Source organism: uncultured Aquimarina sp. (assembly GCF_947496855.1).
Classification (GTDB): Bacteria; Bacteroidota; Bacteroidia; order Flavobacteriales; family Flavobacteriaceae; genus Aquimarina.
In genome coordinates this window covers 1,215,291-1,230,782 of the sequence record NZ_CANMED010000001.1, presented here as the reverse complement: position 1 = coordinate 1,230,782, position 15,492 = coordinate 1,215,291, and the positions used below count along the sequence as shown (strand labels likewise).

The 15,492-nt window shown below is 34.0% G+C and carries 6 protein-coding genes; 2 read left to right on the top strand and 4 right to left on the bottom strand.

What is annotated here, in order from left to right:
* Nucleotides 1–44: 44 nt before the first annotated feature.
* Both Q0921_RS05385 and Q0921_RS05380 read left to right on the top strand, forming a co-directional pair.
* Nucleotides 45–4,370: a glycosyl hydrolase gene (locus Q0921_RS05385; protein ID WP_299254353.1), complete on the top strand. Its 4,326-nt coding sequence runs from the start codon at nucleotides 45–47 to the stop codon at nucleotides 4,368–4,370.
* A gap of 97 nt (nucleotides 4,371–4,467) precedes the next feature.
* Complete coding sequence (locus Q0921_RS05380) at nucleotides 4,468–6,285, top strand: glycoside hydrolase family 2 protein (protein ID WP_299254350.1); 1,818 nt, start codon at nucleotides 4,468–4,470, stop codon at nucleotides 6,283–6,285.
* A gap of 232 nt (nucleotides 6,286–6,517) precedes the next feature.
* Here the strand turns inward: Q0921_RS05380 and Q0921_RS05375 are convergent, their stop codons facing one another.
* From Q0921_RS05375 to Q0921_RS05360, 4 genes are all read right to left on the bottom strand, one after another.
* Nucleotides 6,518–7,186 (bottom strand): bifunctional 4-hydroxy-2-oxoglutarate aldolase/2-dehydro-3-deoxy-phosphogluconate aldolase, encoded by a 669-nt coding sequence (locus Q0921_RS05375; protein ID WP_299254347.1) that lies wholly within the window; start codon nucleotides 7,184–7,186, stop codon nucleotides 6,518–6,520.
* Between the two features lie 2 nt (nucleotides 7,187–7,188).
* Nucleotides 7,189–8,193: a sugar kinase gene (locus tag Q0921_RS05370; protein ID WP_299254344.1), complete on the bottom strand. Its 1,005-nt coding sequence runs from the start codon at nucleotides 8,191–8,193 to the stop codon at nucleotides 7,189–7,191.
* Nucleotides 8,194–8,385: 192 nt separating this feature from the next.
* Entirely contained in the window at nucleotides 8,386–10,941 is a 2,556-nt protein-coding gene (locus Q0921_RS05365; RefSeq protein ID WP_299254341.1) for a carbohydrate-binding protein, read from the bottom strand.
* Nucleotides 10,942–11,609: 668 nt separating this feature from the next.
* On the bottom strand, nucleotides 11,610–14,720 hold the full coding sequence (locus Q0921_RS05360; RefSeq protein ID WP_299254338.1) for an Ig-like domain-containing protein: 3,111 nt from the start codon (nucleotides 14,718–14,720) through the stop codon (nucleotides 11,610–11,612).
* Nucleotides 14,721–15,492 lie beyond the last annotated feature (772 nt).

The following is a 15,492-nucleotide window of genomic DNA, read 5'->3' as shown; positions in this document are numbered from 1 at the left end:
TTTTTCAACACAAAATTTCAACACAAAATTAAATAACTAAAATTATGAAAAGGAATAAATTCATGTTAGTAATAGCTTTACTATGTATGATTTTTTCAGTGAAAGAGATATGTGGTCAGATCGTTCCTGTTGGGAACGGGAGTTATACTACTTCTTTTCCAGGAGTAGATGCCGCCGGAAGAAACGGTTACCCTTCTGGAACTCCTTGGCTTTCAGGAGTAGCAGCTTCTAAACCTGTCCCAACCAATGATTGGTGGTCAGATATGATCAAGACTGATCACGGATCAAAAGCATTTAATTACCCTTTGTCTTTTAGATCTTTAGACACAGGATTAAATATTAATTATACAATTCCTTTAGGTTCAGGTCCTAGTGATTATAGACAACCTATGAGTGATGTAAAAGCTATAGTTATAGGTACCGAGGGTTTAAATGCATCCAATTCTACGGTGTCGGATCATTCCGATTGGAACGTTACCATGAATTGGGACAATACGTTCTTCAGTAAAGTTAATATTGGTTCTCCTTTTGTTTATTTTGAAAAAAGTAATACCGCTGGATTGGCAAGAGTAACTGTTAATTTTAATCAAGCGGGAGTAAGTATCGATAGTAATAAATTGATTATTCAAAATAATATGAGTAATTCAAACTATGTAGTTTTTGCGCCTTCTGGATCTACTTGGACAGGAAGTAATGGAGTATATACATCTACTTTGAATGGCAAAAATTATTGGTCGATGGTGTTGCTGCCTTTTGGAGTAAATATGGATGACGCAATAGCTAATTATGAGAAATTTGCTTTTGTATTTCCAGGCAACACCCAAGTTGATTGGGATTATGATGAAACTAATGGTAAAGTAAGAACTACTTTTAATGTAATACCAGATGTAAAAGAAGGAAGTTATGATCAAGTATTGCAAGGTTTATTACCGCATCAATGGGATCGTTTAGCTTCGGATTCATCCAGACCAGTAGGGTATGAGTATCCGTCAGTAAGAGGGACTATAAAGACCCTTGAATCAAATACTTTTATTGTAGAGAATACCTTTAGTGGAATTTTACCTACACTACCGGATTTAGGAAAATACGCAGATGGCTTTGATCTTAGCTCACTTTCAGATTCTATTGATCAAATTAAAAATGATGGTTTGCCAGAATGGACCGATTCATATAATCAAGGTCAGGACATGAATAGATTAGTTCAAGCGGCCAGAATTGCAGATCAAATTGGAAATATAGAAGCCAGAGATCAATTAATTAATACAGTTAAGGTACGTTTAGAAGATTGGTTATCAGCAGAAAGTGGAGAAGTAGCATTTCTCTTTTATTATAATTCTGATTGGGATGCTTTGTTGGGTTATCCTGCCGGACATCGTCAGGACACGAATTTAAATGATCACCATTTTCATTGGGGATATTTTATTCATGCAGCGTCTGCTGTCGAGCAATTTAATCCAGGATGGGCTTCAGATTGGGGTGAGATGATTAATTTATTAGTTAGAGATGCAGCCAATCCTTCCAGAACAGATTCGATGTTTCCCTTTCTAAGAAATTTTAGTCCGTACGCAGGTCATAGTTGGGCTAATGGTTTTGCTTCAGAACCCTTTGGGAATGATCAGGAATCGACCTCAGAATCTATGCAGTTTAATTCTGCGTTAATACATTGGGGAGCAATTACAAATAATAAAGCGATAAGAGATCTTGGAATATATTTATATACAACTGAGCTGTCTACTATACAAGAATATTGGTTTGATGTAGAACAGCGAAGTTTTCAGCCTGAATATGCCTATGACATGGTTGCACGAGTTTGGGGTGGTGGTTATGATAACGGCACCTGGTGGACCAGCGATGTAGCGGCTTCTTATGGTATACAGTTGTACCCGATTCATGCTGGTTCTTTATATTTGGGACATCGCAAAGATTATGTAGATAGAGTATGGGAGGAAATGACACAGAATACAGAGGTGTTAAATAACACACCTAATGACAATCTTTGGTATGATACGTATTGGAAGTTTTTGTCGTTTGCAGATCCTCAGCGAGCATTAGATTTATATAATTCTTATCGAGAAAGGAATATTAAGGTTGGTATATCAGATACACAGACGTATCACTGGTTACATGCAATGGTTACACTAGGACAAGTAGCAAATGAGATCACAGCAAACCATCCAATTGCAGCTGCTTTTGTCAATAACGGAAGTCTAACCTATGTAGCTCATAATTATAATGATAGTCCAATTACAGTCAGTTTCTCTGATGGATATAATTTATTTGTACCAGCCAATAGTATGGCAACTAGTAAGGACATAGATATTGATGTAACGCTAGCTACTGATAGTACAGAAATCCTATCTGGAGGTAATGTAAACTTGACTGCAGTACTTACAGGAACAACTGTGTCTAAAGTAGAATTTTATGCTAATGAAACATTATTGAGTACTGATACAGAAGCTCCCTATATCATAAATAGTGGATCTCTGGCTCCTGGATTCCCCAGAGTTTATGCTAAGGCTTATGTCGGAGATAATTTCAATCTTTCTAATGCTATCCCTATTCAAGTAGGATCGCAATTAGCATATTCAGGAACACCTTTAAACATTCCTGGAACTATTGAAGCTGGACATTATGATGTGTTTGAAGGAGGAAACGGTCAGGGAATTACGTATGTAGATAATGATGCATATAACCAAGGAGATTTTAGAATAACTGAAGGTGTGGATGCTAATATAACAGATAATGAAGGTGTAACCGTTGGATGGACTGGTTCTGGCGAATGGTTAGAATACACTATCAACGTATCTAATGCAGGTTTTTATAAAGTTACTTCTAGATATGCTTCAGGTGATATCAATGGAGGAGGACCATTTTGGTTTGAAAGAGATGGAGTGAAAATTAGTGAAAATATTACTGCTCCATTTACAGGAACGAATTGGGATGTATGGCAAGATGTTATTACTGAAGATGTTCGGCTTATTGCAGGAGAACAGATCATCAGAGTAAATATAGGTGATGGAGGTTTTAATTTAGGAAGAATGACTTTTGAATATACGGGATCCACTGATGATAGTGTATTAACTAGTATAGATCTAACACCTGTTTCTGGTAGTATAGAACCTAACAGCACACTTCAATTTACCGCTGTAGGTTATGATCAGTTAGGAGATGTTTTTACTACAAATTTTACTTGGTCTACAACAGGAGGTTCTATAAATCAGAATGGATTATTTACTTCATCTACCAATGGTACATATACAATTACCGTTACAAGTGAGAGCATTACTGCAAGTACTCAAGTTGTTGTGTCAACTACGGCTAATACTATTTCTTTGCCAGGCTTTGTTGAAGCCGAAGATTATAAAGATGGGGGAGAAGGTATAGGTTATCAGGATGCTAATCTTGGAAATACAGGTGGAGCCTACAGAAATGATGATGTAGATATTGAAATAACCGGAGATAGTTCTGGAAATTACAATGTTGGATGGATTGAGTCAGGAGAATGGTTGGCCTATGATATCAATGTTCCTGATTCCCCAAAAGGTTATGATATTCATTTTAGAGTAGCTTCCCCTAATGGTAATGGTAAATTTCATCTAGAATTAGATGGAACTACTATTACTGATGTGATATCTGTTTCGAATACTGGTGCTTGGCAAAATTATGAAACTATTACTCAGACACAAGTAGCTGTAGATAGTGGAAACCACGAATTACGAATAGTATTTGATTCAAGTGGTCTAAATATAAATTTTATTGAGTTCAGAAGATCAGAAGACACAAACGATGAGAATAATTGTGCAGAAGTAGCAGCTAATGAAGAGTATAGCTATGAAATTTCATTAGATGATACAGACCCGACAATTACTTTTGTTCCGGAAATAACAGGAGTTGGTAATATTGTGTGCATCCTTTATTACGGTACTTCTAGTACAGGATCATTTCCGGGATATCTTGTTACTCCTAATACGCCATTTCAAATAAATGCAAATTATGGAGATCAGGTTTATTTTTATTATACCTATAGCTTGCCAACAGGAGGGGAAAATAATACAGCTAATTCAAAGCACGACTTTGTAGTTGGTTCTTGCAATAACAATAGATCCTCTGGATTAGATGATAATATAAATGCTGAGGTACTGGTTTTTCCAAACCCATTAACAGAGCTGACACAAATAATATTACCATCTCAGCATCCATATTTTAGGTTTAGAATATTAGATGTTTTAGGAAAGGTAATTGTTGATCAACCAATTGACCAAAAAGGACAAAAAATAGAAGTGGATTTAAGTAATCAAAATACAGGATTATACTTCTTAAAATTATATGGAAATTCTTCTACTCAAAGTTTAAAATTATTAAAAAAGTAGAAAACCATTTCATATTCATAGTTTAGTTGATATAAAAAACGATTCTTTAGTTCTGAATCGTTTTTTATATCAAATCCATTTCCTTAAAAATAATTATATGAGATTTTTAATTTTTTTAATATTGTTTCCGACTACTATGTTTTGTCAAGAAAATATTTTGATTAATGTATATAATCGGGATCAAATTAGTCTCAATGGGCAATGGAATTATATTGTAGATCCTTATGAAAATGGATTCTATAATTACAGGTATGAACCTTTTGAAAACTCTGAAAACCCTCCAAAAGGAGCTTTTTTCTTGAATTCCAAACCAGATAATAAGTCAGATCTGGTAGAATATGATTTTGATAAATCAGAAATCATTACAGTTCCTGGAGATTGGAATACTCAAAGTGAAAGGCTTTATTATTATGAAGGAACTGTCTGGTATAAAAAATCATTTAATTATCAAAAGGCAAAAGAACTTAATAGAGTTTTTGTCTATTTTGATGCAATTAATTATCAAGCAGATGTATATTTTAATGGAAAGAAACTTGGTAAACATGTAGGAGGATTTACACCTTTTAACTTTGAGGTCACCAAACTTCTAAAAGCTAAGGATAATTTTCTTGTTGTTAAGGTAGATAATAAGAGAAAAAAAGAAGCAATTCCAACTTTAAACACTGATTGGTGGAATTATGGAGGGATTACTAGAGATGTCAAGCTGGTAGAAGTACCAGAAAATTTTATTTATGATTATTTTATTCAACTTGATCCCGAAAATGATAAAAAGATAAAAGGATATATTAAACTTTCTGGAGAAGAGATATCTAAAAAGAAAATTCGGATAATTATTCCTGAATTGGCCATAAATAATGAGGTTGTAACCGATGTCAAGGGCATGGCAAAAGTAACAATAGATATAGCAAAAATTAAACTGTGGGAACCACAAAACCCATATCTATACGATGTTATTATAGAGGCTAAAGCTGAAAGCATAAAAGATCAAATAGGTTTTAGGACGATAAAAACTAGAGGTCAAGATATTCTTCTTAATAATGAAGAAGTATTTCTAAAAGGTATTTGTATTCATGAAGAAAGTGCAATTAGAAAGGGTAGAGCGCATACTAAAGAAGACGCTAAACAACTACTTACTTGGGCAAAAGAGTTAGGTTGTAATTACGTACGATTAGCTCATTATCCACATAATGAACATATGGTTAGGTTGGCTGATAAAATGGGTATTATGGTTTGGGAAGAAAATCCTGTTTATTGGACAATCGAGTGGGAAAATAAAGAAACCTATAAGAATGCAGAAAATCAATTGACAGAGGTCATTAATCGTGATAAAAATAGAGCATCCGTTATTATCTGGTCTATGGCAAATGAAACCCCTACTAATAGTTCTAGAAATCTATTTCTCACCAATCTAGCAAAGAAATCGCGATCATTGGATCCTACACGATTAATAAGTGCAGCATTAGAACAAAGCGATTATGAAGGTAATAATACAATAAAAACAATTGACGACCCTTTTGCAGAGGTAGTCGATGTATTGAGTTTTAATCAGTATATAGGATGGTATGACGGTCTACCAGAAAAATGCAGAAATATAAGCTGGAAGATAACTCAAAATAAACCAGTACTCGTTTCTGAATTTGGTGCTGGTGCAAAATTTGGCTTGCATGCAGATGAATTGACAAGATGGTCAGAAGAATATCAAGCCTATTTGTATCAAGAAACACTAAAGATGCTCAGTAGGGTGGAGCAGTTAAGAGGATTTTCTCCTTGGATATTAGTTGATTTTAGGTCTCCAAGGAGAGTATTGCCAGAAATTCAAGAAGGATACAATAGAAAAGGGCTTATTTCTGAAAAAGGAGAAAAGAAAAAGGCGTTTAATATACTTAGGAATTTTTATGACCAAAAGAAAAAGTAATTGTCATATAATAAAACTAACATCAGAAATTTTTTAAGCATAAAAAAATGGTTAAAAAAGTAGTATCTCCAAACGTAGTTATATTATCTTATAAGTTTCAATAAAATAAATATAGATTCTAGTTACTAGGCTTGATCTCATATTTTAGAAAATCTGAGTAGTAAGATTTCACATAATTTTTCACATAAATATATTGTAGCAAAATTTCAGGTTTTAATACAATTTTTATTCTTTAGATAAAACCGGAAGCTATTTTAATCGATTTTTTAGTATTACATACAATGGCATCATAATCAAAATTCCCTTCATCATCTTTGACTATCAATTGAGATCCAAGGCCTACACAATAAGCTCCTGATGTAAACCATTTATTTAGATTATTCTCATTGGGAGAAACTCCTCCACTAGGCATTATATTGGTCCATGGACAGGGAGCTTTTATAGCTTTTATAAAATCGGGACCTCCAATTTGGGTTGCAGGAAAAATTTTAACAATTTCGGCTCCTAATTCTTCAGCATAATTAATCTCACTTAAAGTTCCACATCCAGGTAACCAGGCAATTTTTCTTCGATTACAGACTTTTGCCATATCAGTACTTAATATTGGAGAAACTATAAAGTTTGCTCCATTCTGAATAAAGATAGAAGAGGTACCCGCATCTACAATAGAACCTATTCCGAGTATCATTCCGGGTAGTTCCATATTTGTCCATTTTACCAATTGAGAAAAAATTTCTTGTGCATGATCTCCTCGATTGGTAAATTCAAATACTCTGGCTCCACCATCGTAACAAGCTCTTATTACCCTTTTAGCTATTGTTATATTTTTATGATAAAATAAGGGAACAATTTTAGTATTTCCCATAGTCTGTGCAACTTCTAATCTAGTATATTTTGCCATTATTATCTTTTTATTCTTCCAGTTAAACTTCCATTCATTACAGATAAAATTTCCTTTTCATTGACTAAGTTGGCATCACCTTCAATAGTATGTTTTAATGCGCAAGATGCGTTTGCAAATTTTAATGCTTTTTGATCGTTATAGTGTAATAATCCGTGTATCAGTCCAGAAGCATATGCATCACCCGTTCCAATACGATCTATAATATGTGTTATTTCTAATTCATCTGTCTCATAAAAATCCTTACCGTTCCACATACGAGATCTAATTTTGTGCCAGTTCGCATTAATAGATACTCTAGTTTTATCGAATACCTTTTTTATATATGGAAATGTTTTTAATAGATGCTTGCAACTTTCTATAAAATCATCTTTACTATTTGAAAAATCAGTCCCTAATAATTCATTTATTTCATTAGGTCCTCCAATAAAAACTTCTGATAGTGCTGACAATTCGCATAAGGCTTCTTTGGCATTCATTCCATAGTTCCAAAGATCTTTTCGATATGCTGGATCTGCGGATATTGTAACGTTCTTTTCTTTAGCAATAAGAAGTGCTTTTTTTAACCCATTATATGCTCCTTTTGATAGTGCTGGTGTAATTCCTGTCCAATGAAACCAATTACAACCTTCTAAGGCTTTTTCCCAGTCTATATTAGAAGGATCTATTTTAGCAAAGGCAGAATGGGATCTGTTATAAGAAATAGTACTGGATCGCATTACAGCTCCTACTTCTAAATAATATAATCCTAAAGGACTTTTAGAACTCGTTACTAAATCTGTATTTACGCCATAGGTATTTAAAAAACTTTTGGCAGCTTTTCCTACAAAATCATCAGAAACCGTAGATACATGACTTACTTTATTACCAAGGTGTGCTAAAGATATGGCTACGTTTACCTCGGTACCTCCAAAATAATATTCTAATTGATTTGATTGGATTAGTTTTTTATTACCAGATGGTGAAATACGCATAATAATCTCGCCAAAAGTCAATATTTTTTTCATTTTAATTGGTTTTAACCTTATGCAGAGTAATGTGATTATTAATTTACACAGGTTTAGTTATGGTATTATCTCCTTAATCTAGATAGAATTCAATTTGAAGTTTTAAAACCCGTTTCTCTAAAACTTTAAAAAAAAGTATTAGAGAAACGGGTTTATAAAAAAAAGAGGCAAACAATTAGTTTAAAAGTTTCATCAGTTTTTTATGAGTTTTATTGTTTTCTTGTCCTTTCCGGGATTTGATACACTAAGAAAGTATATCCCTTGGGATAGGTTTTCGATATTTATCTTTTGATCTTTATTTAACGTTGTATTAAGGTGAGTTGTTCCTTTAATATCATATAAGCGAATATGATAGTTTACCTCGCTACTTAATCCATTTAAAAATACTTCATCAGATGATGGGTTTGGATAAATACTCAGCTGATTTAGGTTTTTATTCTCATTAGAAGGTTGATTTCGATTTGTTTCGATATTTAGTATAATTTTATCTAAATTCCATTGCCAAATAGTATTGCTCGAAGCTTGTATTCGAACGGTATGCTGTCCAGTTGTTAAATAAACATCTCCGTCGATAAAAGATTCATAATTTTCCCAAGCTCCATTATTAGGAACATTCGACGTAGATACTATATTACCATCTAAGGATAATTGAATCTGTGCTCCGTTAGAAGGTGTAGATATAAGGTATTCAATAGCATAAGATCCTGGATTAATAATATTAACAGTATATTCTGCCCAATCTCCATTATTAATATAATTAATATCGGTAGCTCTTCGATTAACTCCATAACCTATACCTCCCGTAGAAGAATCATCAAAAGTTCCGCCTGTATTGATGAAATTTTCTGCTTCGATTACTAAAGAACTATTTCTTTCTACAGCAGTAAAATTCATTGTTCCGAGATTGAAACCACCTCTATCCATAAAAACTTTCATGACTTGCTGACCCGCAGATAGTGAAACATTATTAATTCTCTTATTAACAAATGTTCCCCAACCGCTTGTAGAATTTACTGATTGTATACTAGTAACGTCATTGCCATCAAACTCAATATGAAAAGCTCCGTTATTATTTAAAGAAGCTACCTGAGCATCAATAGTGTAAGTACCAGCAGTTGCCACATTAACTGTGTATTCTAGCCATTCTCCGGATGCAATCCAACCGATGTTACCTGCTGGAGTTTTGTTTTCCGTATCAACATCAGTATCTTGTCTGATTCCCGTTCCATTATTTCCAGATCCTGTATCATTATATGCTATGTTTTGCCCTCCATTGTCAAAATGTACTGAATTAATAGTTCCAGGAATCATATGCGGACTACCTCCAAACGGTGTTTGTCCATCGTCTGTAGAACCTCCAGTTACTGTAATTATAGAGGTATCTGTAAAATTACCATCTGTCGTATTGGCTGTTATGATAGCCGTACCTGTTGTTATTGCTGTGACTATACCACTCTGTGTAACAGTTGCTACTGAAGTATTACTAGAGGTAAAAGTCATTGTTTTTACCGTTGCTGTGGATGGTATTACCGATCCTGTTAGATTACCAGTAGTTCCAGCTACAAGAGTTAGATCAGCAGGTGTTATGTTTACTCCAATAACAGGGACATTTGTATTTCCGTTAACAGGTTTGTATACTCTAATCCAATCGACTTTCATTTTGTTTTTAGCTGGATTATTTAGATCTGAGTCTGTAGGTGTGCGTCCAGCTAAAACATGCCAATCCTGAGACTCTACGTTTATGATAATATCCATCTCTTTGGTAAAACCATTTCCTCCTTGAAAATTTAAAGGGTCAATAATACTAACTGAAGAAGTATTACTAGCTTGCTGTAAGCTTTGAAAGGAATATGTGTTGCTCGTTGCAAACTGAGTCATTTTTTGAAAGCCACTTGCATCAAAGTCTAATTGACCATTAGTCATTGTGGGATACGCATATGTCCAAGTTCCATTTCTTTTTGTTGCTACAGCCTTGTCATAAAGTACGCGAACTACCTCACCATCGATGTAGTACTCAAAATGAAATGGACTAATCCAGTTGACACCAATACGAACATATCTTCTATTTCCATTGTTCCAGTGGTGTTCGCCCCAAACAGATACATCAGACCTGCCCCACCAACTATTAAAATCTCTAGGTTGATAATCAGTAAAAGGGTTACGAATAAATGAATGATGACTTAAGTGGATAAATTCAGAAAAGAACTCATTTCCTTGCTCATCACCACCATAACATTCAATAATATCAATTTCTTGAGTATCGTCCGGGCTTAATAGCCATACATCTGAGGCAAGCACAATATCTGCAACACTGACATTGGCTTCTACAAACACAGGAAATTTGACTTTAGTATTGGATGTTATACATGCAGCATTGACTCCAGGAACTCCAAGTTTAGCTGTACTTGGATTTCTGGAAGCTCTTAATACTAGATCATTTCCATCAACAGAAACATGATTGTACTGCCAATAGGTTGTTCCAGGGCCATCCCATCCATTATGATAAAAATTATACCATTTATTATCGCCAAAATTAGAAAACTGGTTAGTCTCGTTAAAGACATAATTAAAATCATCTGAAGATCTTTGTTCAAGTTCCCAGACATTTCCTTGACCAGCATTTGCAGGAACTGGAATTCCATTCCAGTCCTGTGCAAAAGATGAAAAAGTGCATAAAAAAAAGAAGAGTATAAGTTGAGTTTGATTTTTTACAAATGAGGTGTTTGTAATGTGTTTTAAAAAATTCATGATTTACAATGATTTACGATTAGTTAATAGGGTTTAAGATTATATTTAGATTTGTAGAATTTTTTAGCTTAAATTCCAAATAGAGCTTGAATAAAGAGTGTCATAATGCTTTATTGGAATTAGTTTAAAATTTGATTCTACGTAAGTACTTATGATTTTGTTTACCTAAAAGCAGGAGGGAAATTAGTAGGTAAAAAAAATCAGTTACTAGCAAAATATTTTATAGATACTAACTTCTTTATTTTAGAGCTTTGTATCATAAAAAATCTAAGCAAGATTAATGGAAAACTGTATAAATAACCATTAAAAGAGATAGACTAAAACTGTACAATGACTAAAATACCCTCTAGATTGACTAGACTATATTTAGACAAAGCAAAGTTTTGAGCTTGTAAAAATATTAATTTGTTAATTTTTTAACTTTTTTAATCAGTAATTATGATAAAATAGAACTGAAAAATGTATTTTTAAAACATATAAGGTTTGACTTAACATATTGGATGGAAAAAACCACTTGTTTTTACAATAATTAAATTATAACAATTCGGTTTTAGAATTTATGATCACATAGTTTATCAAATCTTAAAGCAATCAGACTTCTGGGGCTTTGAAGTCTGATTATCTTATAGTGGTTTTGCTAGTCGATAAACTATATAAATAATTTGATGTTATTTTTTGATTAGTTTTAGAGTTCTATTTCCTTGTTTTGGATTGATTATCGTAAGGAAATACACCCCTCGTTTCAGGCTTTCCACATCTATCATATGGTCTGTGTTTAATAGCTGGTCTAAGTATTTAGCTCCTTTGATATCATAAATTCTGATTAGATGTTCTTTTTCCTGGTCTAACCCTTGTATAATTATTTTTCCTGTTGTAGGATTTGGAAATAGATATATGTTTTGTTCGAACTCTTTATCTATTGTAGTATTAGTTGAACTTCGAACTGCTACACCCGTTGTGAGCGTAATTTTATCAAGGTTCCATTGCCAGGTTGCACTGCTTGAAGCCTGTATTCTAATGGTATGTGATCCAGCGGATAAGTTCACTGTTCCATCAACATAAGAAGTATAACTTTCCCAAGCCCCATTATTAGGGATATTAGAGGTAGTAGCTACTGCACCATCAACTAATAATTGAATTTGCGCACCATCAGAAGGTGTTGATATTAGGTAATCTATCACATATGTTCCTGCAACAGCTACATCCAGGTTATAATCCGCCCAATCTTCATTATTGACATAGTTAATATTTGTAGCTCGTCTGTTAACACCTAGTCCAGGACCTCCCACAAAAGCATCATCAAAGGTTCCGCCTGTGTTTGTGAAATCTTCTGCTTCTATGATCAATGTAGCTCCACTTGAAGGCGGATTGACTGTTAGACTACTGGATGTTGTAAATCCTCCATCTTGAGTGGTTGCGGTTATGGTTGCAACTCCTGGATTTATCGCACTTACTAATCCATTAGCATTTACAGTAGTTATGGAGTTATTACTAGAAGACCAGGTGATTGTTTTATTAGTTGAATTTGCTGGAATGATAGTTGCCGCTAATGCAGATGTTTGCCCAGGATCCAAGGTAACAGAGGTTGGTGAAATACTAATTCCTGTAACGGCTATTGGATCAGGATCACTTGGCCCTTCATCCGATCTTCCTGGTTTTTTAGAAAATTCCCACGTTGATAAATTTACGTATGATACTTCTCCAACATGTTTAAAGTCAATCGTAATCGTATTATTGGTTTGAATTAAACTTGCTGGAATAGGAATCTCGAGTGTACCGAACCATCTACTTCTCAATTGGCTTCCACCTCTCCAATCAATAGGTGTTTCTACTTCAGTCCCGTTAATAAGCAATTTATCAATAGTAAGGAATCCTCCTGGTTTATCATCATCGTCGTTGAATAAATTAGCCGTTACTCTCAGCATTGCTTCTGCTTGATCAGGATTTGGTGGAACATTAACTCCGTTTACAAAGAACGTATTATCTCCGTTCTGAATAGTTACTCTTTGGTTGGTACTCAAATCTGGTCCATAAAACTTTTTCTCTATTGATGATTGATTAATATTTACATCATTCGCATAGGTATATTTAAGAATCATTGTTCCATCACCTGCTAATTGGACACTGCTTGGAGCCGAGCCTCCTAAATCAGTATTGTCTAATTTAATGTCTCGTACACCGGATAAGTACAAATGCTTAGATGACACATTTTGTAACCCTGGAGTATTTCCAAAGAAATTTAGGTTTATCCCTTTAGTAACTTGCTCGAGGTTGTTTAAAATTAGGTAAGCATCATTACCATCAATGTAGCAATCTACCTGGATATCTGGATCTGAAGATTTGGTATCTACACGTGTACCTTTTACCTCCGACCATAGCTCGAACCATTTAATATAATCACTCCATTCCCAATTCCCATCTTGATCATCATCTCTCATCATTTTGTATTGGTAGAAGTATTCTGGTACTCCATCACCATTGGTATCTGTATCGCCCCACTGTGCTTTTGTTGGAGTAAATGGCATACTTAATTGTATATAGTCCGGCCTTTCCAAAAATTGCATCATCATCGCACTGAAAGGTTTCATGATTTCCCAATCATATCTTTTGTCATGTGCTTTGAAATCCCAAGCACCTTTAACTCCTCCATATTCTGAGATAATAATAGGTTTACGAGCTCCAAATTTATTAACATCATAGGTCTCCAACATATCCAATGTGGCCTCTACATGGCTTCCTGAGCGTGTAACCCCACCTGGACCATCATAAGTAGGCCAATCATATAAATGTACAGAGTAGTAATCCATATTTGCTCCTGCAACATCAATAAATCCTTTCCATATAACTTCCCACTGAAACCAAGGGAAGTTTTGACCCAAATAAGGAGATTCTACTTGACTTCTTGCATAAGCTTTAGCAATCTCATCTGCTGGTGTATTGCCATAAAAATTATCTACATAATCTACAGTTTGAAAACGGGAGAATTGATCGTTATTGAATAGATCATGAGACCCCCAAGTCATACCACCGATTTTGGGAGCTCTGTTACCTAGCTTTTGTTTAACACCTAAGGCAACTAAGTTGTGATATTCCCAAATATCTTCCCAACTAGACATCATAAACTGACCTGTATTTAATTTAAAGTCAGGTTCATTCATTACTTCCCAGTATTCTGGCATTGGTTGTCCAGGATCTCCCGCACCAGTAGAAAAGAATTCATCCATATATTGAACGATCCAATCAGCAGAGGTTTCAATATCTTGAGTAATCCATGTAGCGTTATTTTCCCGTCCCCATTGAGAACCAGCTATTCCATTAGGAAAATATGATAATGTAGGATAGGTAGGGTGAGGATTAGTACCCATTACCATACTCTGTATTTTGTCCTTAAATTGCACCCTATTTTCAGTGATCAGTCTATCATCGTGCCATCCTTTCCAGAAATCCAACATTACGGTTAAGCTATCTGGATCATGCTTATTAGGTCTTTCGGGGTCTGCAGGAGAATAAGCAAACAAAAAAGATGCTAGACCATTATCTCGGCCAAAATAAACATCTAAATCATCGACAAAATATTTTAATTTGTCGGCTTCTCCGTCCCAATCTCCTTCATAGAGATTGGAATGTGCAACAATATGTCGATCTCTGCCAAAATCGGAAACTCCATTTACAGAGTGTTTAATATCGACATTCACGTCGACTTCGACGTTCTGGGCTCTATTGGCTACAGGTAATAGCAGTAAGAGCCCTAATAAAATAATGAAATTGGTTGTTTTCATAATTAGAAAGATTGAGTTTGTAAAAATTCTTGTGTATTTGTTAATATTTATCTGTAATCAAAAATTTCGAAAACAGGCATAGATCATAGTTTTATAAATATATATTATTTTGATTAACAGGTGTTTGTGTTTTATTTTTGAAATGGTACTGATATTACAAAACGGTAGTTTTGAATGGTGTTTTACGGTACATCAAACCAAAGACAGGTTTATTTTTTCTTAAACCATGGTACGCAGAAAGTTGTTTAAAAAAAATGTTAAAGTAAAGTTGGGTTTGTTCTTCTGCAAAAACATACTTTATAATTCGTGATAAAGAGCTCATAGCTACAATTAATTAGTTAGATAAAACTGTACGATATTCACGATCAAGGGAATCAAAACTTCCTAAGTATGTATCATCTACTAAATTTAGAAGATTATAAAAACAGAGGGATTCCTTAGAATTTGTCACGTTCCTTCGTCCTTAAAAAATTAGAGGGGAGGTTTTAGAAAGAAGAACTTATGATTTGTAAAAACTAGCGAACATAAACAACCTTAAAAAGAGTAATCAGTTAAACATTTTCTCAATAAAGTTTAGACGTCGTACATATTATTATAAAATTACAGGTAGTTTAGTTTAGTATATCTAAAAGTATGTAGACAAAAACTGGACAAATGCTAAAATACGCTCTAAATGAACTAGATTATAATTAGACAAAGCAGTGTTCTGGAATCTTAAAACTGTGTATTTGTAATTTTTTTAACTTTTTTAATGAATTATTATTAAAAAATA